Here is a 24,624-nt window from a genome sequence, read left to right on the forward strand (position 1 = left end):
CGTCTTTCTATAGAGGTGACCACCATGACGACCAATACCGTTTCATCGAGCACAGCCGCTGCCACTGTCCACGCGCAGCAAGCTGCCACAAAACACAAATCCACTGTCGATTTTGCCAAACTGATGGCCAATGCGGGCGGCGACATCAAGACCGACGTGAACTCCACATCGAAAACCGGCTCGACCACGGCGATCGTGCAAAACGGCGATGGAGCCAAGACGACTGCTTGATAAGCTCTGCAAGCTGAGATAGAAAAGACCTCGGCGCGAACTGAACCCCGAAAGTTGGCTCCCCACTTTCGGGGTTTTTCATTGACGAAATACACGGCACAATTCAAGTTAGAAGTTGTCCCAAGCTATCTTAAGACAGCACGAACTGGGCTACACTCAAGAAATCGGACATCGCTCGCGAGTTCAACGTTTCGCCCAACACAATTGAGGCATACTGCTAGCACATCAAACAGAAACTCGATATCGCCACAGGGACAGAGCTGATGCGAGTCGCATTCCTACAATTTCAAGAAGAGTGACCTGCCCAACGAAAGCCTCGCCCCTCGCTTCTCACCACCGTCCAGTTTTCAACTCTCTCCGTATGATGACCCCACAACAATAGCCAATTGGGGGGCCGTATGAGGAAATATCTGTTTTACTCAACCTTGATCGCCTTGGCGATCAGTTACGCGGCTGTCGAGGCTTCCGTGAGATTCCCTCCGATCAATAGCATCCAAAGCCGTTGCCGATAAAGAAGATGCAACAGTCTCGCCCCCGTCTTCGAAAGATGACTCGAAACCTCTTGATGTCTTGCAAACTATTTTCAATGTCTTGATGGCATTATTAACCTTCGGTCTCTGGATATCCACTCGCAAGCTTTGGATAGAAGGACGAAGAGCGATGGAAGCCACGGAGCGGGCTTTCGTTTTTCTGGATGGATTCAATGTGGAACTGACGATCTTGGCAGACAATCGGAGCGGCCTCATCCCCGAAACACTGAAAAAAGTCGATCCGCGATATTACATCACGCGTTTTGCGGTCCATCTGCTTTGATTTTGATGCCGCCCACTTCAATTTCGTATCGACGGATGTCGTCCAGATTGAAATTGAAGTCCACAACGTTCGGATTATTTGAGTTCTTATTCATTGCCCGACCCCGTTCAATGACTGCATTCAATTGCAAAGCAACAATGTTAGCAGTCACCGGGCATTTCGTGCGAAGGCTGACCTTGCGGTCTTGTTGGGCGGTTTTGAGGCGGAAATAGAAAACACCGCAACGGTTGCGGTACAGCCGAGGGGCTTTGATTTGTGGCATGGCGAGGTGGCTCACTTTGTGGCACACCGCCCGAAATGCAAAAAACCGCTGAGAGCCAAGGCTATCAACGGTTTTAGACAAATTTGGTTGCGGGGGCAGGATTTGAACCTACGACCTTCGGGTTATGAGCCCGACGAGCTGCCAGACTGCTCCACCCCGCGTCTGAAGAAAAAGATTATACGACATATATCCGAACTATGCAAATGAACAGGGCGAATACTTTCATTATCGCTGAATGCCTCCGTTCGCCTTGCTGCGGGCTGCGTTGCCACGCACGCGACCGATAAAAAAGTGTCCCTGCTGACGACAGTGATACACTTCTACCGCGCTTTGCCATGAAATATCCATTCCACGATGGCGCAATTGGTCGCCTTCGGACATTCCTACAAAAATACGCCCACAGTCTTTTATGAAATTTTGTTCTGAATGCGCTCATCCGGTTTCCTTGCAGATTCCTCCAGATGACAATCGCCCTCGCTACGTATGCAGCAATTGCGGCGCCATTCATTACCAAAATCCCAAGATGGTGATCGGTTCGATTCCGGCATGGAAGCGTGACGGCGAAGTGCGCGTGCTGCTGTGCCGGCGCGCCATCGAACCGCGTTACGGCTACTGGACGCTGCCGGCCGGTTTCATGGAAAACGGCGAGACCACCACCGATGCCGCCGTGCGCGAAACCGAAGAAGAAGCCGGCGCGCGCATCGAGTTGGGCCCGCTGTTCTCGCTGATCAATGTACCGCACGTGCATCAGGTGCATTTCTTCTATCTCGCCGAACTGCTCGATCTCGATTACGCCGCCGGCACCGAAAGCCTGGAAGTGGCCCTGTTCAAGGAAGACGAAATCCCCTGGCCGGACATCGCTTTTCCCACCGTCGAGTACACATTGCGCGCCTTTTTTTCCGACTTCGCCAAAGTCAGGACCGGCGATGGCGGCTTCGGCCTGCATACCGACGACATTCGCAAACGCATGACGCAAGCCGAGTAAACGCGGGGCCACGCATGATTTCCTGGCTGGATGTCGACTCGCCCTTCCCGGATGTCTCCAAGGCCCTGACCGAGCCGGCTGGCTTGCTCGCCGCCGGCGCCGACCTGTCGCCGCAACGCTTGCTGGACGCTTATCGCCACGGCATCTTCCCGTGGTTCTCCGAAGGCCAGCCCATCCTGTGGTGGAGCACCGATCCGCGCATGGTGCTGTATACCGACCGTTTCATCATTTCCGACAGCCTGAAAAAAACCTTGCGCAAGGTGGAGCGCAGCCGCCATACCGACAAGCGTTGGGAGGTGCGCTTCGATTCGGCGTTCCGGGAAGTCATGCGCGCCTGCGCCGGGCCACGCCGGGGTGAAGTCGGCACCTGGATTTCCAAGGATATCGTCGATGGCTATTGCGGCCTGCACCGCGCCGGCTATGCCCACTCTTCGGAGGTCTGGCTGGAGGGAAAGCTGGTCGGCGGCGCCTATGGCGTGTCCATCGGCCAGATGTTTTACGGCGAATCGATGTTCGCGCGCGTGACCGACGCCTCCAAAGTGGCGCTGGCCTATCTGGTGCATTTCCTGCGCCGGCACGGCGTGCAGATGATCGATTGCCAGCAGGAGACCCCGCACCTGGCGTCGCTGGGCGCCATTCCCATTCCGCGCAGCGAATTCATCGCGCACCTGCGCCAGGCCATCGAGGCGCCGCAGATCGGATTCTGGCATCCGCTGGACCTGTTTCCCCATGCGTGAAAACCCTTGCGGCAGGCACTGTTACCGACGCGGAAAAGTAGTGTAAATTACTGGTAATCGTGACGCAATCGTTACACGGGCCGAACACCCGGCGCACAGCGAAGTGACTGCCAGTGACTGCACAACAGGACGCACATGACGCACCTTAAAGACCTGCCGTTTTCGACGTTGCAGTTTTATGCAACGGCTCCCTATCCCTGTAGTTATCTGGACAACCAGCAAGCCCGCTCGCAAGTCGCCACGCCGTCGCACCTGATCAACGCCGACGTCTATTCCGAATTGGTCAAGACCGGTTTCCGCCGCAGCGGCATCTTCACCTACCGCCCCTATTGCGACGGCTGCCACGCCTGCACGCCGGTGCGCATCAAGACCGCCGAATTCGTGCCCAACCGCAGCCAGCGCCGCGCCTGGAACAAGAACCGGCAACTGGTGACGCTGGTCACCAACCTGACCTATGCCTACGAGCATTACGAACTGTACCTGCGCTACCAGTCGGTGCGGCACGCCGGCGGCGGCATGGACCATGACAGCCGCGACCAATACGCGCAATTCCTGCTGCAAAGCAAGGTCAACACGCGCCTGGTCGAATTCCGCGAACCAGGCGGCGCCTTGCGCATGATCAGCATCATCGACGTGCTTGATGACGGTTTATCATCGGTCTACACTTTCTACGATCCCGATGTCGAAGGCTCGTCCTACGGCACCTACAATGTCCTGTGGCAAATCGAACAGGCCCGCCTGCTCGGCATTCCCTACGTGTACCTGGGCTATTGGATCAAGGAAAGCGCCAAGATGGCCTACAAGACCAATTTCCAGCCCCTGGAAGCATTGCAGAACGGCAACTGGAGCGAATTGCGCGAGTAACCGGGCCGATTGTCACCCTCGGGATGATTCAAATAAGCGATCGTTTCCGGCAAGCCATTTCCGTCGGAAAGCACCTCGGAACACGTTAAAATAGCGGCACTTTTCTCTCCAGCCGACTATCGTGTCCGACAAATTCCTCTACGCCCTTGCCCGTCCCCTGCTGTTTTCCCTCGATGCGGAAACCGCCCATCACCTGACGCTGCCTGCACTACGCCGCGCCGCCGCGCTCGGCCTGACCGACTTCATCAGCAAACCCGCCGCCGATCCGCGCACGGTCATGGGCATCACCTTTCCCAACCCAATCGGCCTCGCTGCCGGCCTGGACAAGGACGGCTCTTACATCGACGGTCTGGCGGCGCTGGGTTTTGGCTCGATTGAAATCGGCACGGTCACACCGCGCGCGCAGCCGGGCAACCCGAGGCCGCGCATGTTCCGCCTGCCCGCCGCGCATGCGATCATCAACCGGATGGGGTTCAACAACGGCGGCGTCGACGCCTTCGTCGCCAACGTGCAGGCCTCGCGTTTTTATCAGAACAAACAGGGCGTGCTCGGCCTGAACATCGGCAAGAACGCCGACACGCCGATCGAACGCGCCGCCGACGATTATCTGCACTGCCTGGAAAAGGTCTATCCCTACGCCAGCTACGTCACGGTTAACATTTCCTCGCCCAACACCAAGAACCTGCGTCAGTTGCAAGACGCATCCGAACTCGACGCCCTGCTGTCGCAACTGAAAGACGCGCAGCAGCGCCTGGCCGACCGGCACAAGCGCTACGTGCCGGTGGTGTTGAAGATTGCCCCGGACATCGACAGCGAACAGATCAAGAACATCGCCGACGCGCTGCTGCGCCACAAACTCGACGGCGTCATCGCCACCAACACCACCATCACGCGCGACGCCGTCAAGGGCTTGCAATATGCCGACGAAACCGGCGGCCTGTCGGGCGCGCCGGTGTTTGAATTGTCGAACCAGGTGGTGCGCGGCCTCAAGGCCGAACTCGGCGACGCCCTGCCTATCATCGGCGTCGGCGGCATCCTCAGCGGCAGCGACGCCAAGGCAAAGATCCAAGCCGGGGCCTCGCTGGTGCAATTGTATTCGGGCCTGATCTATCGAGGTCCGGCGCTGGTCAAGGAATGCGCCGACGCCTTGCGTTGAACGGATCGACGCAAGATCTTCATCTGATCAGCGTCGATTTTCCAAACAGGCTTTCGACCAGTTCGACAACCAGTTCCGCTGTCTGATTGCGCACATCGCAGGCCGGATTGAGTTCCATCACGTCGAGCGACGCCAGGCGTCCGGTGTCGGCGATCATTTCCATGCACAACTGGGTCTCGCGATAGGTCGGGCCGCCCGGCACCGCCGTGCCGACGCCCGGCGCCACCGCCGGATCGAGAAAATCGATGTCGAAACTCACATGCAGATGCGTGTCCACATCGATGCCGGCCAAGGCCTGTTCCATGGCGACGCGCATGCCATACTCGTCGATATGGCGCATGTCGTAGACGCGCAGGCCGAGTTCGCGCAGGTGCTGCTTTTCTTCGCGGTCGACGCTGCGGATGCCAATCTGGCGGATGGCGTCCGGCGCCAGCGCCGGCACCTTGCCGCCGATGCCTGTCAATTGTTCCGGACCGATGCCGAGCAGGCAGCTTACCGGCATGCCGTGGATATTGCCGGTCGGCGTCGAGGTATTGGTGTTGGCGTCGGCATGGGCGTCCAGCCACAGCACCAGCAGCTTCTTTCCCTGTTCGCGGCAATACTGCGCCACCGCCGCAATCGAACCGATCGCCAGCGCATGGTCGCCGCCCAGCAAGACCGGCAACTGTCCCTGATGCAAGGCGCCGTACACCGCTTCATGCACCTGACGGTTCCAAGCCGCAACCTGTTCCAGATGACGAAAGCCGCCGACCGGCCCTTGCTGCGGGTTGGGCGGACCGTTCACGTCGCCGCCGTCCGCCACTCGCAGGCCATACTGCTGCAAGGCCTGCTGCAGGTTTGCCACGCGCAGGGCTTCCGGCCCCATCGATGCACCTCGGCGGCCAGCGCCGATATCTGTGGGTGCGCCGATCAGTCTGATTTCTTTCATATATTTTCCTTGGTTCAGGCGTGCAGCAATGCCTGCGCCGCCTGCAATGTTTCAGCCGTCATCGGACCACCCAAACCGCCATTCATGGCGGCGCCGTACAAATCCTTCGGATCGGCCAGTTCCGGCACGAGGTCGATATGTTGCGCATGCTCGTCGCCGAGCTGTTCGTCCAGATAGCGCAGCGCCGAAAAATCCTCCAGCGCGAAACCCACCGAGTCGAACACCGTCACCTCGGCCTCGCTGCCGCGTCCGACCGCGGCGCCCGACAAAACCTGCCACAACTCGGTCACGGCAAAGTCCGCCGGCATTTGCTGCAGCTCGCCCTCGATGCGCGATTGCGGCTCGAACTCCACGATCACGCGCGCCTTGTCCAACACATCGCGATGCAATTCGGTCTTGCCCGGGCAATCGCCGCCGACGGCGTTGATGTGCGTGCCGGCTTCGATCATGTCGGGCGTAACGATCACGGCCCTGCGCTTGTCCGCCGTCACGGTGGTGACGATGTCCGCGCCGCGCACCGCCTCGGCGGCACTGCCGGCGCGCACGATGCGCAAGTCCGGATACGCGGCCAGATTGCGGCACAGTTTCTGTGTGGCTGCGGGATCGACGTCGAACACGCGCAACTCTTCGATGCCGAGCAGGCGGTGAAAAGCAATCGCCTGAAACTCACTCTGCGCGCCATTGCCGATCAAGGACATGATACGACTGTCGGGCCGCGCCATGTGCCTTGCCGCCAGCACCGACGTCGCCGCCGTGCGCAATGCCGTGGTCAGCGTCAGTTCACTGAGCAGGCGCGGATAGCCGCTGGCGACATCGGCCAGCACGCCGAATGCGGTGACCGTCAGCAAACCCTGCGAGGTGTTGCCGGGATGCCCGTTCACATATTTGAACGCATACAGCCGGCAGTCCGAAATCGGCATCAATTCAATCACGCCGACCGTCGAATGGCTCGCCGTGCGCGCCGTTTTGTCGAACTGTTGCCAGCGCAAGTAGTCTGCCTTGATATAGCCTGCCAGCGTCTCGATAACGCGCTCGACCGGGCGTGCGGCAAGAAAGGACTTCAATTCCCGGGTTCCGATGTACTTGATCATGATGAGTGGCGCAACGAGGCGTCTCCGCTTGCTTCAATATGAGAAATTTTACAGATGAACATTGGAAATTTGCTTTCTTTATCCTATATTCAATGACATAGTTGTGCAGCTTTGTTTCATATCAAGGAGATTCCATGGATAAACTCGACGTCAAGATCCTTGAATTGCTGCAAAACGACGGCCGCATGAGCAACGTCGACCTCTCCGACAACATCCACCTGTCGCCGCCGCAATGCCTGCGCCGCGTGCGCGTACTGGAAGAACAGGGCGTGATACGCCGTTACGCCGCCCTGGTGGCGCCTTCCGCCGTCGGACTGGATGTCACGGCGTTTGTCGCCCTGTCGCTGGACCGCGCCCAGTTCAAACAGGTACGCGAGGTGGAAAGCGTGATTCGGGCGTTCCCGGAAATCATCGAGTGCTACACGATTTCCGGCGATTTCGACTACTTGCTCAAAGTGGTGTCGCACGATCTCAAAAGCCTGTCGCATTTCCTCACCGATCGCCTGATGCAGGTGCCGGGCGTGGCCGGCTTGCGTTCGATGATTTGCCTGGAAGAAGTCAAGCCGCTGTCGGGCTTGCCGATTACGCTGGATCGTTGAATTCGTCCCCGGCCGGAACGTAGGCGGCCTGCTGGTCGACAAAGCCGTCGAAGGCCTGCAACAACGGCAAATAGCGCGCTGCATTTTGCTCCAGTTGCGCCAGCGCATGGCAAGCCGCTTCCAGCGTGGACAACTGATCGGCGCGATGGGCCTTGCGGATACGGTATTGCGAAGCAGGAGGATCGCTCAGCGGCAAGCGCGGCAACGTTTGCAGCAAAGGATTCAGGTGCAGCATCTTGCGGCTTTTGCGCCAGGTGGCGTCGAGGATCACCAGGCGCAGGCGCGACGGGATGGCCAAGTCCGGCAACAGCGCAACTTGCCGGTCGCCCGGCGTCCGCGGATACAACAGCAGCGGCTGGATCGCCTGCCCCGCCTCCGAGGCAGACAACAATGCCCGCAACCGCCCCTCCTCAAATTGTTCGCCGACGACCAGCACGCTTCCTTCCAGACTGAGATGCAGTAGCCTGCCGCTGCCCTTGGCCTGATGGATTTCCAGCGGATGCTGCAAAATCAGCACCTGCGTCTGCGACGCCAGCGAGCGTATCCAATGGCAGATGCAACTGCTCTGCGCACGCAGGCAACGCGGGCACACCGGACGCTTGCGAGGCGGAGCGCCGCTCATTGAGCGATGTATTCCTGCAAACCCGCCACCAGCGCATCGAAGGTCACGCTCACGCGCGCGCTGTTGCGCAAGTCTTCATGCATCGCCACCCAGGTATCGAGCTTGAGGGAGCACTGCTTCGGCAGCAGGCGCACCAGATTGCCGTCGCGGCGCGCCAGCGGCGCCTGGCAAAAGCCAATGCCGTAACCGGCGCGTAACATCGCCAGTTGCGCGAGATCGCTGTCGGTGCGCAGCGCGAACCGGCTGCGGCGCACTGCGGGCATGTCCTTGGCGACGTTGCGGATGAAGGCGGTTTCCTTGTCGAAACCGATCACCGTGTGTCCGCTCAGTTGCTCCATGTTTCTGGGCGTCCCGCGCCGCGCCAGGTAATCCTTGTGCGCATGCAATCCCAACTCGATGGCGCCGGCGCGGCGTGCCACCAGCACTTCCTGCGTCGGCCTGAGCATGCGCACCGCAATGTCAGCCTCGCGCTTGAGCAAGTCCTCGACGCGATTCGACAACGCCAGTTCCACCGTCAGTTCCGGGTGCGCCTGCTTGAGCCGGACCAGGATGGCCGGCAGGATTTCCGCTCCGACCACTTCGCTGGCGGTAATGCGCACGGTGCCGCGCACCTGCTCGCCCTGCCCGCCATGCGCCGAAGCCGCGCGCAGCAACGCCGCCGTCGTCGCCGCCAGACTCTCGGCATAAGGCTGCAGACTCAACGCTGCTTCGGTCGGCATGAAGCCGTGCTGGGAGCGGATGAACAAGGCAAAGCCGACCGCCTGCTCCAGCGCGTCGACATGGCGGCCGATGGTCGGCTGGGTCAGGCCGAGCGAACGCGCCGCCGCCGAGAGCGAGCCCTCGTTGAGCACGGCCAGAAAGGAGCGATACAACTCCCAGCCCGGATCGGCGGTATTTTGTTTAGCCATACAAATAAGTATAGCATCTCGATACTTTTAACCAATTCCATTTAGCCTGAATTTACCCGACACTGGGGCAGTCTTTACTCCACAACAAAGGAACGCATCATGGCAAACGGAAAAACTGCATTGGTTCTCGGCGTGACCGGCGGCATCGGCGGCGAAATGGCCCGCAAGCTGCTGACGCGCGGCTGGCATGTGCGTGCCCTGCACCGCGATGCAGAAGGCATGGCCGCACGGCCCGGCATGAACACGTTCGAGTGGATAGCGGGCGATGCCATGCAGCGCGCCGATGTGGTCGCGGCCGCACGCGGCGCCGACCTGATCGTCCACGCGGTCAATCCGCCCGGCTACCAGCGCTGGGCCGAACTGGTGCTGCCGATGATGGACAACAGCATCGCCGCCGCCAAGGCGTTCGGCGCACGCATCCTGTTGCCGGGCACGGTCTACAACTACGGCCCGGATGCCTTGCCCGATCTCAACGAAATGTCGCCGCAGCATCCGGTCACGCGCAAAGGCGCGATCCGCGTGGAAATGGAGCGCCGCCTGCAAGCGGCATCGGGCGACGGCGTACGCGGCCTGATCGTGCGCGCCGGGGATTTTTTCGGTCCGCAGGCCGGCAACAACTGGTTTTCGCAAGCCTTGGTCAAGCCCGGCAAGACGCCGACGTCGATTATCTATCCCGGCAAGGCCGGCCTCGGCCATCAATGGACTTATCTGCCCGACCTGGCGGAAACCATGATGCGCCTGGTGGAGCGCGAACAATCGCTCGATGCGTTCGCACGCTTCCAGATGGCCGGCCACTGGGACGCCGACGGCATGCAGATGATCGCCGCCATCCGCCGTGCGCTCGGCAACGCCAGGCTGCCGGTACGCAGCTTCCCGTGGTGGCTGCTGGGACCGGCGGCGCCTTTCGTGCCGCTGTTCAGGGAAATGAAGGAGATGCGCTACCTGTGGCAGCAGCCGGTGCGCATGGATAATACGCGCCTGCTGCAAGTGCTCGGCAGCGAGCCGCACACGCCGCTCGACGAAGCCGTGCACGCCACCTTGCAAGGCCTGGGCTGCCTGCCCGCGGCGCCGGCGACCGATACTTATATCGCCCAAAACAAAACCGCCTTCAAATGAAGGCGGTTGAAGATGGTTTCAACGGCAGGCTTGCGTCGGCTCAATGCCCGGTCGGCTCGTTGAGCGCAGCGACAATATCGGCGCGCTTCAACTCCGGCGCGAACTGCAGGATGAAGTCGTAAGTGTAAGCGCGCAGGTAGGCGCCGCGACGCACCGCCAGGCGCGTGACGTTGGAGGCAAACAGGTGCGACGCTTCGATCGCTTCCAGACCGTGATGCTTGCCCTGCTCGATCGCCATCGAGGCAACGATGCCCACGCCCAAGCCGAGCGCCACGTACTGCTGGATCACGTCCGAGTCCATGGCCGTCAGGACGATGTCCTTGTCGATGCCGGCAGTGCGGAAGGCGTCGTCGATATGGCCGCGGCCGGTAAAGCCGACGTCATAGGTAATCAGCGAATGCGCCGCCAGCTCTTCCAGCGTGACCGGATGCTTGAGCGACAGCAGCGGATGGCCTTGCGGCACGACCACCACGTGGTGCCAGGTATAGCAGGGGAACGACACCAGATCCTTGAACTGACTCAGGCCCTCGGTCGCGATGCCGACGTCGGCCTTGCCCGACATCACCCATTCGGCGATATGCTCGGGCGCGCTTTGCTGGAGCGCGATGCGCACTTGCGGAAAGGCCGCGCGGAACGCCTGCACCACGCGCGGCAAGACATAGCGCGCCTGCGTGTGCGTGGTCGCAATGGTCAGCGTGCCGCTTTGCTCGCCGGCGTATTCCTGGCTGGCCTGGCGCAGGTTTTCCGCTTCCAGCAGCAGGCGTTCGATGATGTGCAGGATGCCCTTGCCCGGCTCGGTCAGGCCGGTCAGGCGCTTGCCGTTGCGCTCGAAGATCTCGACGCCGAGTTCCTCCTCCAGCTCGCGGATCTGGCGGCTTACGCCCGGTTGCGAGGTGAACAGGACGTTGGCGACTTCCGTCAGGTTGAAACCGCAACGCGCGGCTTCGCGAATGGAGCGTAGTTGCTGGAAATTCATCGTGCATCCTTATTCCGGGAAACGGTATCCTCGACGAAAACATGCAGGCGGCGCGGACGCACCACCAGGGTTTCGCCATCTTTCAGGTTCAATTGGGCAAAGCGTTCATTGGAAATGACGGCCTCGATCAACTGGGCATTGTCGTCGCGCTCCAGTTCCAGTTGCGCCAGCGGACCGATGGCGTGCGAGCGCCTGAGCTGGACCACGATGCCTTCCACGCCGGGCGAATAACGGTCGACGTCGAGGTCGTGCGGACGCACGTAGCCGATGCCCTTTTCATCCTGCGCCTGCGCGTGATCGGGCGCATCGAAGGTGATGCCGCCGGCGTCGAGCACGCCTTCATGCACGCGGCCGTGGAACAGGTTGACGTTGCCGAGAAAGCCGTACACGAAAGGCGATGCCGGATGGTTGTAGACCTCGCCGGGCGAACCGATCTGTTCGACGTTGCCCTTGTTCATCAGCACGATCTGGTCGGCGACTTCCAATGCCTCTTCCTGGTCATGCGTGACGAAAATACTGGTGACCTGCAACTCGTCATGCAGGCGGCGCAACCAGCGGCGCAATTCCTTGCGCACCTTGGCATCCAACGCGCCGAACGGCTCATCCAGCAGCAGCACGCGCGGTTCCACCGCCAATGCGCGCGCCAGCGCGATGCGCTGACGCTGGCCGCCGGACAACTGCGGCGGGTAGCGATCGGCCAGCCAGTCGAGCTGCACCAGTTCGAGCAGGCTCGTGACCTTTTCGCGGATCTGCGCTTCCGACGGACGCCGGCTGCGCGGTTTGACGCGCAGGCCGAAGGCGATGTTCTCGAACACCGTCATATGCTTGAACAAGGCGTAATGCTGGAACACGAAACCGACCTGGCGTTCGCGCACGTGGCGCGCCGAGGCGTCCTCGCCGTCGAGCAGCACCTGGCCGGAATCAGGCGATTCCAGCCCCGCGATGATACGCAACAGCGTGGTCTTGCCGCAGCCGGACGGCCCCAGCAAGGCTGTCAATTCCCCCGCCGGGAAATTCAGCGAGACGTTGTTGAGCGCGACGAAATTGCCGAAGCGCTTGTTGATGTCCTTGACTTCGATGCTCATGACTTACTCCTGATCCGGGACGATATTGGCCGCCAACTGCTTGTGCAGGCGCCATTCGATAAAGGTCTTGATCGCCAGCGTCACCAGCGCCAGGAAGGCCAGCAGCGACGCCACGGCGAAAGCGCCGACGATGTTGAATTCGTTGTAGAGGATTTCCACCTGCAGCGGAATCGTGTTGGTCTCGCCGCGGATGTGGCCGGACACCACCGACACCGCGCCGAACTCGCCCATGGCGCGGGCGTTGCACAGGATCACGCCGTACAGCAGGCCCCATTTGATGTTGGGCAGCGTCACGTGGCGGAAGGTCTTCCAGCCGGATGCCCCCAGCACCAGCGCGGCCTCTTCCTCTTCGCTGCCCTGCGACTGCATCAACGGGATCAGCTCGCGCGCCACAAACGGGAAGGTCACGAACACCGTCGCCAGCACGATGCCCGGCACGGCGAACAGGATCTTGATGTCATGCTCGCGCAGCCACGGTCCGAAATAGCCTTGCAGGCCGAACAGCAGCACATAGATCAGGCCCGAAATCACCGGCGACACCGAGAACGGCAGGTCGATCAGCGTCAGCAGGATGTTCTTGCCGCGGAATTCAAATTTGGCGATCGACCACGCCGCCGCCACGCCGAACACCAGGTTCAGCGGCACTGCAATCGCCGCGGTCAGCAAGGTCAGCTTGATCGCCGACCAGGCATCCGGTTCGACGATCGAATCGATATAGACGTCCAGGCCCTTCTTCAGCCCTTCGTAAAACACCGCCACCAGCGGCACGAACAGGAACAGCGTCAGGAAGAGGAAGGCAATCGCAATCAGCAGGATGCGTACCCAAGCCGGCTCCAGCGTGGCGGCCGGCGCATGGGCGGGCTCTCCGCGCGACGGTGCGGCATTGATGCCGGGAGTGATGACGGCGCTCATATCAGACTTTCTCGGCCTGGCCGCGCTTGCGGACCCAGGCTTGCAACAGGTTAATGGTCAGCAGCAAGGCGAACGACACGACCAGCATCACCACGGCAATCGCCGTCGCGCCGGTGTAATCGTATTGCTCCAGCTTGGTGATGATGAACAGCGGCGTGATTTCCGACACCATCGGCATGTTGCCGGCGATGAACACCACCGAACCGTACTCGCCGGTGGCGCGGGCGAAAGCCAGCGCGAAACCGGTCAGCAGGGCCGGAAACACCGTCGGGAAAATCACGCGCGCAAACGTCTGCAGACGCGAGGCGCCGAGACTGGCGGCGGCCTCTTCCAGTTCGCGCTCGGCGTCTTCCAGCACGGGCTGGACAGTGCGCACGACAAACGGCAAACCGATGAAAGTCAGAGCCACCAGCACGCCCAACGGCGTAAAGGCGACCTTGATGCCGAGCGGCTCCAGATAGCGGCCGATCCAGCCGTTCTGCGAATACAGCGTGGTCAGCGCAATACCCGCCACCGCCGTCGGCAAGGCGAACGGCAGGTCGACCAGCGCGTCGACGATGCGCTTGCCGGGAAACTTGTAGCGCACCAGCACCCAGGCCACGATGCCGCCGAAAATCACATTGATCAACGCACCCAGCAGCGATGCGCCGAAGGTCAGCCGGTACGACGCCATCACGCGCGGCGAGGTCACCGCGCTGACGAAGGCATCCCAGGTCATGGTGAAGGTCTTGAGAAACACCGCCGACAAGGGAATCAGCACGATCAGGGTGAGATAGAACAGCGTAAAACCGAGCGACAGGCGGAAGCCCGGCAACACTCGGAACGGCGCTTTCTTGTTGGCTGCGATGGAAACAGTCACGCTAGTACTTCCTTGTTCTTGGATCGGCCGGCAACGCAACTGCGCAGCGTGCTTGATCGGCAACAGGTTGGCGTCGCCTTATTACAAATACGACTAATGAATGCCGATATTCTCATCGCATTGTTATAAAGAGAACGAATTTTTTTGCATGTCCATAGAAGTTTTGTGCATAACGGAATGGGGCAAAAGCGGCTGAAGCAAACCTGAGAACACATTTCCCCTTTTCCTTGAAAGCGGCTTCAGCTATAGTCATCAGACGACTGATCACCAATCAAAAACAAAACTGGTCAACCACTTTTCACATCTGTATTTACGTTTCAATACGTCTGCAAGCCTTACAAACTCTCACATCGGTCAACCAAAAAATAAATCGGCCAGACCATATTGCAATATTGGTCAGGCCAACCTAGAATGGCCTGACCAATTTTTTAGCGATCACCTGACAAGCTCGCCATGCTCAAAACCGTCACTGCCCTTGCCGAACTCAGCGCTCCCGAAACGCGGCTGTATCGCGTGGTCGCCGACAGCATCCAGGCGTATATCCGCGACGAGCAAATCCATCCCGGCGAACGCCTGCCGTCGGAACGCGATCTGGCCACCCGGCTCAAGGTCAGCCGCGCCTCGGTGCGCGAGGCGCTGATCGCCCTGGAGCTGACCGGCATCATCGAAGTGCGCGGCGGTTCGGGGATTTACGTGATTGAAAAGAAAGGCGCGGCGCCGGCCATCCAGGAGATCGGGCCGGGCCCGTTCGAGATCCTGTCGGCGCGCTGCCTGATCGAAGGCGAAGTCGCCGCGATCGCCGCGCGCATGGCCACCGACGGCGCGCTTGACGCCATCCTGCGCGCGCTCAACGACATGGAGCGCTTCTATCACGACCGCCCCAACAATGAAGAAGCCGACCGCAGCTTCCACCTCTCGATTGCCCGCGCCACCGGCAACAGCGCCCTGGTCAGCGTGATCGAAAACCTGTGGAACCAGCGCGGCCGCCTGTGGATCAAGATGGAAGAACACTTCCATACCGAAGAGTTGCGCCAGCAGACGCTGGTCGACCATCGGCGCATCCTGCAAGCCATCGTCGACCGCGACCCCGAAGGCGCGCGCAAGGCGATGCACGCCCATCTCGAACGCGTGACCACCGAGTTCTCGCGCGGCTGGGGCGGCGGCAAGGCCTACCTGCCGCACCACACGGAATAGAGGATTCAGAACGAGCGCTGCCTCGCAATCCCCCAGAAGCCGCAAAAGCCAAGGATTCGACGGTAGCCAAGCAAGACATTGGAAATGAGGAGACGACATGCCATTGCTGCACCCCGACCGACTATTCCCTGCCGACCAGGACACGCGCGCCATTGCGCGGCGTCTCTATCAGGAGATCAAGGACGCGCCCATCGTCAGCCCGCACGGCCATACCGACCCGAGCTGGTTCGCCGACAACGCCGCCTTCCCCGATCCGTCGGCGTTGCTGATCCAGCCGGACCACTATGTGTTCCGCATGCTGTTCAGCCAGGGCATCAAGCTGGAAGAGCTAGGCATCCCCGCACGTGAAGGCAGCAACGGCAGCGCCGTCGAAACCGATCCGCGCCGCATCTGGCGCCTGGTGGCGAAGCATTGGCCGCTGTTTCGCGGCACACCGTCGCGCATGTGGCTGGACCATGTGTTCCAGGAAGTGTTCGGCCTCGAAGAAAGCCTGAACATCGCCAACGCCGACCGTCTCTACGACCATATCGACGCCTGCCTGCGGCGTCCCGAATTCCGCCCGCGCGCATTGTTCGAACGTTTCAACATCGACGTCATCGCCACCACCGAATCGCCGCTCGATCCGCTCGCCCATCACGGCAAGCTGAAGAGCGATCTCTGGCAAACCGCCAAAGGCCGTCCGCGCGTAATCACGGCCTATCGTCCCGATCCGGTGGTCGATCCCGAATTCGAAGGTTTTACCGCCAACGTCGAGCGCTTCGGCGAACTGACCGGCGAAAACACCCGCACCTGGGAAGGCTATCTGCAGGCGCATCGCATCCGCCGCGCCTTCTTCAAGGAACACGGCGCCACCTCGACCGACCATGGCCATCCGAGCGCGCGCACCGCCGACCTTCCGCTCGCCGAATGCAAGGCGCTGTTCGACAAGGCCTTGTCCGGCAACATCAGCCGCGACCAAGCCGAACTGTTCCGCGCGCAAATGCTGACCGAAATGGCGGCCATGAGCATCGCCGACGGCCTGGTGATGCAAATCCATCCCGGCTCATGGCGCAGCCATAGCCCGGCGATGCTGGCGCGCTTCGGCCGCGATAAAGGTTTTGACATCCCGATGCAGACCGAATACGTCGGCGCGTTGAAACCGCTGCTCGATCGCTTCGGCCTCGATCCGCGCCTGAGCATCATTCTGTTCACGCTCGACGAAACCAGCTATTCGCGCGAACTGGCTCCGCTGGCCGGCGTGTATCCCGCCCTGAAGCTCGGTCCCGCCTGGTGGTTCTTCGACGCGCCGGAAGGCATGCGCCGCTTCCGCGAACTGACCACCGAGACCGCCGGCTTCGCCAATACGGTCGGTTTCAACGACGACACCCGCGCCTTCCTGTCAATCCCGGCGCGCCACGACGTCAGCCGCCGCATCGACTGCGGCTATCTGGCGCGACTGGTGGCCGAACATCGCCTGCGCGAAGACGAAGCGCTGGAACTTGCGCACGATCTGACTTACCGGCTGGCCAGGCAGGCCTATCGTTTGTAATCCACTTCTCGAAGGAAGCAACATCGGCAAGACGGCATCAACAAGCAGTACGGTTTGAAGATTCATCAGAGCGTCACAAGACGTCCGCTTTATCCCGCTACCCAACAATTCAATCCCTAGGAGGAGACAACAATGAAACAGGTTTTCCATTGGCAGCAGCAGGTCAAAAACACCGTGAACAAGGCCGCGCGCCGCACCTTCATGGCGGTCGCCATCGGCCTCGGCCTGGCCGCGCTGGTCGGCGGCAATCCGGCGCAGGCGCAATCTGCCGTCACCATCAACGTGGTCGACGTCGCCGGTTCGCTGGCCTTGCTGCAGGACGCCATCGAGTCCTACAAGACCATCCACCCCAACGTCAAATTCACCTTCACCAAGGCGCCTGCGCCTGAACTGCCGAGCAAGCTCAAGGCCATGCAAAATGCCAAGCGCAGCGACATCGACCTGGTGCTGGGCGGCACCGACATCCTGGCTGCCGGCATCGAGCAAAACCTGTGGGTAACCTTGCTGCCCGAGAACGCCGCCAAATTCACGCCGCTGACCGACAATTACCTGCCGGAAGTCAAACGCATGCAGGAACTGGCGCACAACCAGGGCCTTGCGGTCGCCTTCATGCCGGCCGGTCCGCTGCTGGAATACAACCCGGACAAGGTCAAGCAGGTCCCGACCACGCCGCAGGAATTGCTGGCCTGGTGCAAGGCCAATCCGAACAAGCTGATCTACGCGCGTCCGGCCAATTCCGGCCCCGGCCGCACTTTCCTGATGGGCCTGCCCTATCTGCTCGGCGACAAGGATCCGAAAGATCCGGTCAAGGGTTGGGATAAAACCTGGGCTTACCTGAAAGACCTCAACACCTGCATCGAGTACTACCCCGGCGGTACCGGCGCGGTGATGAAGGAACTCGGCGAAGGCTCGCGCGACATGACCGTCACCGTGACCGGCTGGGACATCAACCCGCGCGCGCTGGGCGTGGTGCCGAAAGAATTCAAGGTCGGCGCTTTCAAGAACATGACCTGGGTCAACGATACCCATTACATGATCGTGCCGAAGGGCCTCGCCCCGGCCAAGCAAGCCGTGGTGCTGGACGTGATGGCATATCTGCTGCTGCCGAAGCAACAGGCGCAGACCTACGACAAGGGTTATTTCTACCCCGGCCCTGCGATCAAGAACGTGCCGGTGACAATGGCGCCGCAGTCCAGCCAGGACACCTTGAAGGAATTCGGCCGCGCCGAGTACGCCGACTGGATCGCCAGATTCCCGCATGTGCAGCCGCTGGATGCGCAGGTGATGGTGAATGCATTCCGCATTTGGGATGAGCAAGTCGGCGCTCAAAAATTCAAATAAAACCTGCTCATGATCATACTGCGAGGCCATGATCCGGCGGCGGGCGGTGCTCGGAATCCTCATGTACTGAAGTGCATTCCGGTTCCTGTGCTCCGTCCGCCACCGGCTGATGACCTCTCGCTACAGATCATGAACAGGTTTGGTAAAAGCAAACGCAGCAGAAGAAAAGCAGAGACAAGCCGGACGGCAACGATGGATTGCACGCCGCCCGGCTCATTACGTTCAACAAGAGGCAAGCATGAAACATGACTTCAAGACATTGCGACTGGATCGCGTGACACGTCGCTTCGACGGCCCTGCAAAAACCGGCGATGCGCCGCAGATCGCCGCGCTCGACGGTTTCCAGATGGACATTGCGCGCGGCGAATTCATCGCCCTGCTCGGTCCTTCCGGCTGCGGCAAATCGACTGCGCTGAACTGCATCGCCGGCCTGTTGCCGCTATCGGACGGCGGCATCTATCTTGACGATCGCCGCATCGACACGTTGCCGCCGGAACAGCGCGGCTTCGGCATGGTGTTCCAGAATTACGCCTTGTTCCCGCACATGACGGTGGCCAAGAACGTCGGCTTCGGCCTGTTGATGCGCGGCGTGTCCGGCGCCGAGATCCAGACCCGCGTCAAGCGCGCGCTCGACCTGGTGCAACTGGCGCAGCACATGCACAAGCTGCCCGGCCAATTGTCCGGCGGCCAGCAGCAGCGCGTGGCGATCGCCCGCGCCATCGTCATCGAACCGCCGCTGATCCTGATGGACGAGCCGCTGTCCAACCTCGACGCCAAGCTGCGCCTGGAAATGCGTTCCGAAATCCGCCGCATCCACGGCGAACTCGGCCGCACCACGCTGTACGTCACGCACGACCAGGACGAAGCCCTGTCGCTGGCGGATCGCATCGTCGTCATGAAGGACGGCAAGGTGCAGCAGATCGGCACGCCGCCGGAAGTCTACGGCCAGCCGTCCAATCTGGCGGTGGCGCGCTTCATGGGTTATCGCAACGAACTGGTGCTCGACGTCGTCGGCCAGGACGCGCAAACCGTCACGCTGGCGGGTCCCGGCATCCATCTGACCGGCATTCCCAAGATGCGCCTCAACGGCCGTGCAGCGGTATCGATCCGTCCGGAGGAATTCAGCATCTGCGCCGATGGCAGCACCCCTGCCAACAGCCTCGGCGCGCGCGTCGAATCGGTCGAGTACTACGGCCGCGAGTCGCTGTTCATGCTGCGCACGCAAGACAACACGCGCCTGTATGTGCGCGCCGAAGGCAAGGCCTCGCCGGGCGAGACCATCCGCGTCTCGGTCGCGCCGGACCGCGTGCTGGCCTATCCTTTCGAGCAGGTGGCATGATGCAGATGTCTTCCCAGACCGCCGGCGCGCGCTGGCGCGACCCCGCCATGTGGATGGCCGCGCCGGCCGTGATCTTCATGCTGGCGGTGTTCGTCTATCCCTTCATCCACGGCCTGATCCTGTCGTTCCAGCCGCTCGAAGGCGGCATGCTGTCGAATTACATCAAGTTCTTCAGCACCGACAACCTGTGGATGACCATCGGCGTGACGCTCAAGCTGGCCTTGCCGGCGACGTTGATCAATATCCTGATCGCGGTGCCGGTGGCCTATCGCCTGCGTCACAAGACGCCGTACCAGAAGATCGCCACCACCATCCTGGTGATCCCGATCACGCTGGGCACGGTGCTGATCGCCGAAGGCATGCTGACCTACTTCGGCCCCAAGGGCTGGTTCGCGCAGATCCTGCAGACGCTGCATGTCTATGAGGGCGCGATCCGCCTGACGCACAATTATGCAGGCGTGGTGATTTCGCTGGTGATCTCCGGCTTTCCGTTCGCCTTCCTGCTGATCCTGTCGTACATCACCGGCATCGATCCGGTGCTGCCGCGCGCGGCGGCGACGCTGGGAGCGAATCCGTTCAACCAGTTCCGCTACGTGATTTTCCCGCTGATCCTGCCGGGACTGGCGATGGCGTTCTGCCTGTCGTTCGTGCAGGCGTTCTCGGTATTCCCGTCGGCGGTGCTGCTCGGTTCGCCGGCCGGCGCGACGCGCGTGATTTCGATTGCGGCGTATGAAGCGGCGTTCGAGAACTACGACTATTCCATGGCGTCGGCGGTGGCGATGATCATGGGCGCGGTGCAACTGGGCGTGGTGGTGATCGTGCTCGGCTTGCGCAATCTGTTCTATCGCGGGCCGGTCACCGGCGGCAAGGGTTAATCATGAATCAAGCAACGACAACTACTTCTCCCATGATGACATCGCAATCCGACTCCAGACCATCCTCGCCGAAGCGTCGCACGCATTGGGCCAGCCGCGCGTGGAGCGGACTGGTGGTGGGCCTGATGACCTTCTTCCTGATCAACGTCGGCCTGATGATCGCCTCGGTCGCCACCAACTCTGTCGCCAAACGCTGGCTCGGCACCTGGCTGCCGAGCGGCTGGACGCTGGAATGGTATTCCGCCGCCTGGCAGGAATTCCAGCTCGGCGATGTGCTGCTGGTGACGATGCAGGTAGTGCTGTCGGTGGTGGTGCTGTCCATCCTGATCGGCGTACCGGCTGCCTACACGCTGGCGCGGCGCAACTTCCGCGGCAAGAAGCTGTTGACCGGCCTGTTCCTGCTGCCGCTGATGATTCCGCCGATCACCTACGGCATTCCGCTGGCGACGCTGATGTATGAACTGCATCTGGCCGGCACCCTGCCCGGCGTGATCATCGCCAACCTGCTGCCGGCGCTACCGTTCGTGATCCTCGTCATGACGCCCTTCATCGAACAGATCGATCCGAATCTGGAATCGGCCGCCCGCGTGTTCGGCGCGCGCACCTTCACGATGTTCCGCCACGTGCTGGTGCCGCTGCTGGCGCCGGGCATCCTGGCGGCGTCGCTGCTGGTGCTGGTGCGCACGATCGCGATGTTCGAACTGACCTTCCTGACCGCCGGCTCGGATACGCAAACGCTGGTGGTGGCGCTGTATTACTCGGTGTTTGCGGCAGGCGTGCGGGCGTCGCAATCGATCGATGCGATGGCGATGGTCTACATGATCGTGACGCTGATCTGGCTGCTGATCGCGATGCGTTTCGTCAGCCCCACGCAACTGGTGTCGCGCGTCAAAGAGCATCCGCAGAATTAAGATGAGACTGAACCAGAAAGCGCTGGCGCAAGCCGGCAAACAAGTCGATGCGCAGGCGGCCCTGCCGACATACGACAGAGCGGCCTTGCTGCCGGGCATCGTGCATCTCGGCCTGGGCGCCTTCCACCGGGCGCACCAGGCGGTCTATACCAATGCGGTGCTGGCCGCGGGCGACCTGCGCTGGGGCATCGTCGGCGTCTCGCTGCGCCAGCCCGACACGCGCGATGCGCTGGCGCCGCAGGATAATCTCTACACACTGAGCATTCGCGGCGTCGATGGCGAACAATTGCGTGTGATCGGTGCGCTGGCGCAATCGCTGGTCGCGCCGGAATCGCCTGCTGCGGTGCTGGCGGCGATGTGCGATCCGCATTGCCACATCGTCAGCCTGACCGTGACGGAAAAAGGCTATTGCCACGATCCGGCAACCAACGCCTTGCGCTTCGACCATCCCGACATCGTCCACGATCTTGCCCATGCCGACGCGCCGCGTTCAGCCATCGGCTTCATCGTGCGCGCACTCGACAAGCGCCGCAATGCCCGGCTGCCGCCGTTCACCGTGCTGTCCTGCGACAACCTGCCGTCCAACGGCAATACCGCGCGCGGTCTGGTGCTGGCATTCGCCGAGCGGGTCGATGCCGATCTGGCGCGCTGGATTTCACGGCACGGCGCTTTCCCCAACTCCATGGTGGATCGCATCGTGCCGAAAACCACCGATGAAGATCGCGCCGCCGTCGCCGCACGCCTCGGCGTCGACGACGCCTGGCCGGTCGTGACGGAGCCGTTCTCGCAATGGGTGATCGAAGACCGCTTCGCCGGTCCGCGTCCGGCGTGGGAAACCGTCGGCGCCACCCTGGTGGAAGACGCTGAACCCTACGAGCATGCCAAGCTGCGCATGCTCAACGGCAGCCATTCCAGCCTGGCCTACCTGGGTGCGCTGGCGGGTTATGTCACCGTCGACCAGGCCATTCGCGACGATGGCTTGCGCGGTTTCATCGAACAGATGATGACGCGGGAAATTGCGCCGACACTGCAACGCCCTGGCCTGGCGGAATATCGCGACGAACTGGTGGAACGCTTCCGTAATCCGGCACTGAAACATCGTCTGCAACAGATCGCCATGGATGGCTCGCAGAAATTGCCGCAGCGCCTGCTAGGCACCATCCGTGCGCGGCTCGATGCGGGCCAGCCATGCGAGCGATTATGTTTTGCGGTGGCGGGCTGGATGCGCTATCTGCGCGGCGAAGACGAAGCCGGGCTGATGTATCCGATCTCGGATCCGCTGGCTGAATCCCTGCAGGCGGCTGCATGCATCGCCGACGTCGACGAGCGCGTGGATGCCTTGCTGGCGATGGAAGCCGTGTTCGGCAGTGAACTGGCCAAGCGGGTGGAGTTTGTTTCTGCGGTGAAGACATTCCTGCGCAGCATCGAAGAGCACGGCATCCTGAAGGCGCTCGGCAAGACCGGCGCGTGGTCAGACTGAGGCGGAAGCACGCACCCTGCTCTTCGCCTGTTCGATATCCTTCACTGGCGGCAGGCCGAACATCCTGCCGTATTCGCGCGTGAACTGCGGCACACTCTCATAGCCGACCGAGAACGCCGCACTGCTGGCGCTGACGCCTTCGGCCAGCATCAGCCTCCTGGCCTCGATCAGGCGCAACTGTTTCTGGAACTGCAACGGCGACAACGAGGTCACGCTGCGAAAATGCTGATGGAACGACGACGGACTCATGCCCGCCACCTCCGCCAGGCGCTCGACCGGCAACGCCTGCGCGAAATCAGTCCTCAACACTTCCACCGCACGCGCCACGCGCCGCGCCTGACTATCCGGCCACCCCAGGTTGCGAATCGCCGCGCCATGCTTGCCCGCCAGCAGCCAATAATGCAGCTCGCGCGTCAATTGGGTCTGCAGCACCGGCAACGCCGCCGGACGATCAAGCAAGCGCATCAACCGCAGCGCCGCGTCGGCGACTTCGGCATCGGTCGGATCGACGCGCACCGGCGCCTGCGCAGCAGCCGGCACCATCTCCATCTGCATCGCCAGATCGGCAATCACCGCAGGATCGAGTTCCAGCACCAGCGACAGATATGGCGCCGCCAGACTCGCACGCGTGATCTGACTGACCGTCGGCACGTCCGCCGTGATCAACAGTGAATCGCCGGCCGAAAAGGCAAAGGCCTGCGCGCCCACGGCCACGCGCTTGCCGCCTTGCAAGACCAGGCACACCAGCGGTTGCGAAATGGCGTAAAGCAATTCGCTGACTTCAGTCGCGCGCACGATGGTGAGCCCGGCGATGGGCGTATGCGCCAGCCCGTCCAGTTCGGCGTGGGCGTCGGCATAGCGTTGCACGGTGGTGAGCAAGGTCGTCATGGTGCAAGCCTACCTTGTCGGCGACAGTCTTGCACACGACTTGCGCACGACTTGGAGGATCAGGCAAGGAACGTCGAGTTTCCGGTAACCGGGCCTGTCCCCTGCGTTCGATACTGCGGCTTCCATCAACCCATTGGCACAGGAGCTCCATCATGACCAAGATCACTCTCATCACCGGCGCCAGCCGCGGACTCGGCCGCAACACCGCCCTCAGCATCGCCCGCCACGGCGGCGACGTCGTCTTCACCTACCACAGCCGCAGCGACGAAGCGCAAGCCGTAGTCGCTGAAATCCAGGCGCTCGGCCGCAAGGCAGTCGCGCTGCAACTCGACACCGGCGACGTCGCCACGTTCGCGCCCTTCGCCGAACGCCTGCGCGCCGTGCTGCGCGATACCTGGTCGCGCGACACCATCGATCACCTGGTCAACAACGCCGGCCACGGCGACTACGCGCTGATCGGCAACACCACCGAGGCACAGTTCGACGGACTGGTGAATGTACATTTCAAGGGAGTGTATTTCCTCACGCAAACCCTGCTGCCCCTGATCGCCGACGGCGGCCGCATCGTCAACCTGTCCTCAGGACTGACGCGCACCGCGTTCCCCGGCTATGCGGTATATGCCGCCGCCAAAGGCGCGGTCGAAGTGCTCACGCGCTATATGGCAAAGGAATTGGGAGCCCGCGGCATCGCGGTCAACACGGTCGCGCCCGGCGCCATCGAAACCGACTTTGGCGGCGGCGTCGTGCGTGACAATCCCGAGATCAACAAACAGTTTGCAGGCCTGACCGCACTGGGTCGCGTAGGTGTACCGGATGACATCGGCCCGATGATCGCCAGCCTGCTGTCGGCGGACAATCGCTGGGTGACGGCGCAAAGAATTGAAGTGGCCGGTGGACAAGGAATCTAAGTAATCACGATGCCGG

General features: G+C 61.6%; 25 protein-coding genes, 1 tRNA gene and 1 other RNA gene. 16 read left to right on the forward strand and 11 right to left on the reverse strand.

Annotated elements, in window-relative coordinates:
* Nucleotides 1–24 precede the first annotated feature (24 nt).
* Nucleotides 25–231 (forward strand): hypothetical protein, encoded by a 207-nt coding sequence (locus RV1423_RS12695; protein WP_155835099.1) that lies wholly within the window; start codon nucleotides 25–27, stop codon nucleotides 229–231.
* Between the two features lie 784 nt (nucleotides 232–1,015).
* Here RV1423_RS12695 and RV1423_RS29810 read toward each other — a convergent pair.
* Both RV1423_RS29810 and RV1423_RS12700 read right to left on the reverse strand, forming a co-directional pair.
* Nucleotides 1,016–1,387, reverse strand: coding sequence for a hypothetical protein (locus tag RV1423_RS29810; RefSeq protein ID WP_155835100.1), 372 nt, complete (start codon nucleotides 1,385–1,387; stop codon nucleotides 1,016–1,018).
* A gap of 3 nt (nucleotides 1,388–1,390) precedes the next feature.
* Nucleotides 1,391–1,467 (reverse strand) — tRNA-Met (locus RV1423_RS12700).
* A gap of 248 nt (nucleotides 1,468–1,715) precedes the next feature.
* Here RV1423_RS12700 and RV1423_RS12705 point away from each other — a divergent pair.
* From RV1423_RS12705 to RV1423_RS12720, 4 genes are all read left to right on the forward strand, one after another.
* On the forward strand, nucleotides 1,716–2,291 hold the full coding sequence (locus RV1423_RS12705) for an NUDIX hydrolase (RefSeq protein ID WP_034297028.1): 576 nt from the start codon (nucleotides 1,716–1,718) through the stop codon (nucleotides 2,289–2,291).
* A gap of 14 nt (nucleotides 2,292–2,305) precedes the next feature.
* Nucleotides 2,306–3,028, forward strand: coding sequence for a leucyl/phenylalanyl-tRNA--protein transferase (gene aat, locus RV1423_RS12710; protein ID WP_034297031.1), 723 nt, complete (start codon nucleotides 2,306–2,308; stop codon nucleotides 3,026–3,028).
* Nucleotides 3,029–3,163: 135 nt separating this feature from the next.
* Nucleotides 3,164–3,892: an arginyltransferase gene (locus RV1423_RS12715; RefSeq protein WP_034297033.1), complete on the forward strand. Its 729-nt coding sequence runs from the start codon at nucleotides 3,164–3,166 to the stop codon at nucleotides 3,890–3,892.
* A gap of 121 nt (nucleotides 3,893–4,013) precedes the next feature.
* Nucleotides 4,014–5,048 carry a quinone-dependent dihydroorotate dehydrogenase gene (locus RV1423_RS12720; RefSeq protein ID WP_034297036.1) on the forward strand — a complete coding sequence of 345 codons (1,035 nt, stop codon included), beginning with the start codon at nucleotides 4,014–4,016 and terminating at the stop codon, nucleotides 5,046–5,048.
* 19 nt (nucleotides 5,049–5,067) lie between these two features.
* On the opposite strand, the gene rocF is transcribed toward RV1423_RS12720, so the two are convergent.
* Complete coding sequence (gene rocF / locus RV1423_RS12725) at nucleotides 5,068–5,976, reverse strand: arginase (RefSeq protein WP_034297038.1); 909 nt, start codon at nucleotides 5,974–5,976, stop codon at nucleotides 5,068–5,070.
* A gap of 14 nt (nucleotides 5,977–5,990) precedes the next feature.
* The gene (locus RV1423_RS12730; RefSeq protein ID WP_034297040.1) at nucleotides 5,991–7,067 is read right to left on the reverse strand and encodes an ornithine cyclodeaminase; all 1,077 of its coding nucleotides are present in this window, start codon (nucleotides 7,065–7,067) and stop codon (nucleotides 5,991–5,993) included.
* 134 nt (nucleotides 7,068–7,201) lie between these two features.
* Between RV1423_RS12730 and RV1423_RS12735 the strand changes: the two genes are divergently transcribed.
* Nucleotides 7,202–7,666 (forward strand): Lrp/AsnC family transcriptional regulator, encoded by a 465-nt coding sequence (locus RV1423_RS12735; protein ID WP_034297041.1) that lies wholly within the window; start codon nucleotides 7,202–7,204, stop codon nucleotides 7,664–7,666.
* Here RV1423_RS12735 and RV1423_RS12740 read toward each other — a convergent pair.
* Both RV1423_RS12740 and RV1423_RS12745 read right to left on the reverse strand, forming a co-directional pair.
* Complete coding sequence (locus tag RV1423_RS12740; protein WP_034297043.1) at nucleotides 7,650–8,288, reverse strand: tRNA-uridine aminocarboxypropyltransferase; 639 nt, start codon at nucleotides 8,286–8,288, stop codon at nucleotides 7,650–7,652. The genes RV1423_RS12735 and RV1423_RS12740 overlap by 17 nt on opposite strands.
* Nucleotides 8,285–9,196 (reverse strand): LysR family transcriptional regulator, encoded by a 912-nt coding sequence (locus RV1423_RS12745; RefSeq protein ID WP_034297044.1) that lies wholly within the window; start codon nucleotides 9,194–9,196, stop codon nucleotides 8,285–8,287. The genes RV1423_RS12740 and RV1423_RS12745 overlap by 4 nt, the downstream gene beginning before the upstream one ends.
* 99 nt (nucleotides 9,197–9,295) lie before the next feature.
* Between RV1423_RS12745 and RV1423_RS12750 the strand changes: the two genes are divergently transcribed.
* Nucleotides 9,296–10,312 carry an SDR family oxidoreductase gene (locus tag RV1423_RS12750; protein WP_034297046.1) on the forward strand — a complete coding sequence of 339 codons (1,017 nt, stop codon included), beginning with the start codon at nucleotides 9,296–9,298 and terminating at the stop codon, nucleotides 10,310–10,312.
* Nucleotides 10,313–10,352: 40 nt separating this feature from the next.
* On the opposite strand, the gene RV1423_RS12755 is transcribed toward RV1423_RS12750, so the two are convergent.
* The 4 genes from RV1423_RS12755 to cysT are packed head-to-tail and all read right to left on the reverse strand — an operon-like array spanning nucleotide 10,353 to nucleotide 14,144.
* On the reverse strand, nucleotides 10,353–11,288 hold the full coding sequence (locus tag RV1423_RS12755) for a CysB family HTH-type transcriptional regulator (protein ID WP_034297047.1): 936 nt from the start codon (nucleotides 11,286–11,288) through the stop codon (nucleotides 10,353–10,355).
* A complete protein-coding gene (locus RV1423_RS12760; RefSeq protein WP_034297048.1) occupies nucleotides 11,285–12,373 on the reverse strand; it encodes a sulfate/molybdate ABC transporter ATP-binding protein in 1,089 nt (362 codons plus the stop codon). Before RV1423_RS12760 ends, RV1423_RS12755 begins: the two co-directional genes overlap by 4 nt.
* 3 nt (nucleotides 12,374–12,376) lie before the next feature.
* Nucleotides 12,377–13,285, reverse strand: coding sequence for a sulfate ABC transporter permease subunit CysW (gene cysW, locus RV1423_RS12765; protein ID WP_051516659.1), 909 nt, complete (start codon nucleotides 13,283–13,285; stop codon nucleotides 12,377–12,379).
* 1 nt (nucleotide 13,286) lies between these two features.
* Nucleotides 13,287–14,144 carry a sulfate ABC transporter permease subunit CysT gene (gene cysT, locus RV1423_RS12770; RefSeq protein WP_034297052.1) on the reverse strand — a complete coding sequence of 286 codons (858 nt, stop codon included), beginning with the start codon at nucleotides 14,142–14,144 and terminating at the stop codon, nucleotides 13,287–13,289.
* Between the two features lie 453 nt (nucleotides 14,145–14,597).
* On the opposite strand from cysT, the gene RV1423_RS12775 reads away from it, so the two are divergent.
* From RV1423_RS12775 to RV1423_RS12805, 8 genes are all read left to right on the forward strand, one after another.
* Nucleotides 14,598–15,338 (forward strand): FadR/GntR family transcriptional regulator, encoded by a 741-nt coding sequence (locus RV1423_RS12775; protein ID WP_034297054.1) that lies wholly within the window; start codon nucleotides 14,598–14,600, stop codon nucleotides 15,336–15,338.
* Nucleotides 15,339–15,435: 97 nt separating this feature from the next.
* Nucleotides 15,436–16,866 carry a glucuronate isomerase gene (uxaC, locus tag RV1423_RS12780; protein ID WP_034297055.1) on the forward strand — a complete coding sequence of 477 codons (1,431 nt, stop codon included), beginning with the start codon at nucleotides 15,436–15,438 and terminating at the stop codon, nucleotides 16,864–16,866.
* Between the two features lie 201 nt (nucleotides 16,867–17,067).
* Nucleotides 17,068–18,207, forward strand: a complete 1,140-nt coding sequence (locus tag RV1423_RS12785; protein WP_051516665.1) for an extracellular solute-binding protein — start codon at nucleotides 17,068–17,070, stop codon at nucleotides 18,205–18,207.
* 61 nt (nucleotides 18,208–18,268) lie between these two features.
* A non-coding RNA gene (locus tag RV1423_RS29045) (sX9 sRNA) lies at nucleotides 18,269–18,343 on the forward strand.
* Nucleotides 18,344–18,445: 102 nt separating this feature from the next.
* On the forward strand, nucleotides 18,446–19,546 hold the full coding sequence (locus RV1423_RS12790; RefSeq protein ID WP_034297060.1) for an ABC transporter ATP-binding protein: 1,101 nt from the start codon (nucleotides 18,446–18,448) through the stop codon (nucleotides 19,544–19,546).
* 5 nt (nucleotides 19,547–19,551) lie between these two features.
* Nucleotides 19,552–20,421, forward strand: coding sequence for an ABC transporter permease (locus RV1423_RS12795; RefSeq protein ID WP_155835102.1), 870 nt, complete (start codon nucleotides 19,552–19,554; stop codon nucleotides 20,419–20,421).
* Nucleotides 20,422–20,453: 32 nt separating this feature from the next.
* Complete coding sequence (locus RV1423_RS12800) at nucleotides 20,454–21,332, forward strand: ABC transporter permease (RefSeq protein ID WP_034297064.1); 879 nt, start codon at nucleotides 20,454–20,456, stop codon at nucleotides 21,330–21,332.
* A 1-nt stretch (nucleotide 21,333) separates the two neighbouring features.
* Entirely contained in the window at nucleotides 21,334–22,812 is a 1,479-nt protein-coding gene (locus tag RV1423_RS12805) for a mannitol dehydrogenase family protein (RefSeq protein ID WP_034297066.1), read from the forward strand.
* Here RV1423_RS12805 and RV1423_RS12810 read toward each other — a convergent pair.
* Nucleotides 22,804–23,700, reverse strand: a complete 897-nt coding sequence (locus RV1423_RS12810) for an AraC family transcriptional regulator (RefSeq protein ID WP_034297067.1) — start codon at nucleotides 23,698–23,700, stop codon at nucleotides 22,804–22,806. The two genes, RV1423_RS12805 and RV1423_RS12810, sit on opposite strands and share 9 nt — an antisense overlap.
* Nucleotides 23,701–23,852: 152 nt before the next feature.
* Here RV1423_RS12810 and RV1423_RS12815 point away from each other — a divergent pair, with 152 nt between their 5' ends.
* Entirely contained in the window at nucleotides 23,853–24,608 is a 756-nt protein-coding gene (locus RV1423_RS12815; RefSeq protein WP_034297069.1) for an SDR family NAD(P)-dependent oxidoreductase, read from the forward strand.
* Nucleotides 24,609–24,624 lie beyond the last annotated feature (16 nt).

This window comes from Herbaspirillum sp. RV1423 (genome assembly GCF_000577615.1).
Taxonomy (GTDB): domain Bacteria; phylum Pseudomonadota; class Gammaproteobacteria; order Burkholderiales; family Burkholderiaceae_D; genus Herbaspirillum.

Coding starts and splice junctions, on each gene's coding strand:
- RV1423_RS12705 (WP_034297028.1), top strand. CDS start 1,716: ATGAAATTTTGTTCTGAATGCGCTCATCCGGTTTCCTTGCAGATTCCT.
- rocF (WP_034297038.1), bottom strand. CDS start 5,976: ATGAAAGAAATCAGACTGATCGGCGCACCCACAGATATCGGCGCTGGC.
- cysW (WP_051516659.1), bottom strand. CDS start 13,285: ATGAGCGCCGTCATCACTCCCGGCATCAATGCCGCACCGTCGCGCGGA.
- RV1423_RS12715 (WP_034297033.1), top strand. CDS start 3,164: ATGACGCACCTTAAAGACCTGCCGTTTTCGACGTTGCAGTTTTATGCA.
- RV1423_RS12745 (WP_034297044.1), bottom strand. CDS start 9,196: ATGGCTAAACAAAATACCGCCGATCCGGGCTGGGAGTTGTATCGCTCC.
- RV1423_RS12785 (WP_051516665.1), top strand. CDS start 17,068: ATGGCGGTCGCCATCGGCCTCGGCCTGGCCGCGCTGGTCGGCGGCAAT.
- RV1423_RS12730 (WP_034297040.1), bottom strand. CDS start 7,067: ATGATCAAGTACATCGGAACCCGGGAATTGAAGTCCTTTCTTGCCGCA.
- RV1423_RS12740 (WP_034297043.1), bottom strand. CDS start 8,288: ATGAGCGGCGCTCCGCCTCGCAAGCGTCCGGTGTGCCCGCGTTGCCTG.
- RV1423_RS12790 (WP_034297060.1), top strand. CDS start 18,446: ATGAAACATGACTTCAAGACATTGCGACTGGATCGCGTGACACGTCGC.
- RV1423_RS12755 (WP_034297047.1), bottom strand. CDS start 11,288: ATGAATTTCCAGCAACTACGCTCCATTCGCGAAGCCGCGCGTTGCGGT.
- RV1423_RS12750 (WP_034297046.1), top strand. CDS start 9,296: ATGGCAAACGGAAAAACTGCATTGGTTCTCGGCGTGACCGGCGGCATC.
- RV1423_RS12775 (WP_034297054.1), top strand. CDS start 14,598: ATGCTCAAAACCGTCACTGCCCTTGCCGAACTCAGCGCTCCCGAAACG.
- uxaC (WP_034297055.1), top strand. CDS start 15,436: ATGCCATTGCTGCACCCCGACCGACTATTCCCTGCCGACCAGGACACG.
- RV1423_RS12805 (WP_034297066.1), top strand. CDS start 21,334: ATGAGACTGAACCAGAAAGCGCTGGCGCAAGCCGGCAAACAAGTCGAT.
- RV1423_RS12695 (WP_155835099.1), top strand. CDS start 25: ATGACGACCAATACCGTTTCATCGAGCACAGCCGCTGCCACTGTCCAC.
- RV1423_RS12810 (WP_034297067.1), bottom strand. CDS start 23,700: ATGACGACCTTGCTCACCACCGTGCAACGCTATGCCGACGCCCACGCC.
- RV1423_RS12760 (WP_034297048.1), bottom strand. CDS start 12,373: ATGAGCATCGAAGTCAAGGACATCAACAAGCGCTTCGGCAATTTCGTC.
- RV1423_RS12815 (WP_034297069.1), top strand. CDS start 23,853: ATGACCAAGATCACTCTCATCACCGGCGCCAGCCGCGGACTCGGCCGC.
- RV1423_RS12735 (WP_034297041.1), top strand. CDS start 7,202: ATGGATAAACTCGACGTCAAGATCCTTGAATTGCTGCAAAACGACGGC.
- RV1423_RS12795 (WP_155835102.1), top strand. CDS start 19,552: ATGTCTTCCCAGACCGCCGGCGCGCGCTGGCGCGACCCCGCCATGTGG.
- aat (WP_034297031.1), top strand. CDS start 2,306: ATGATTTCCTGGCTGGATGTCGACTCGCCCTTCCCGGATGTCTCCAAG.
- RV1423_RS12800 (WP_034297064.1), top strand. CDS start 20,454: ATGATGACATCGCAATCCGACTCCAGACCATCCTCGCCGAAGCGTCGC.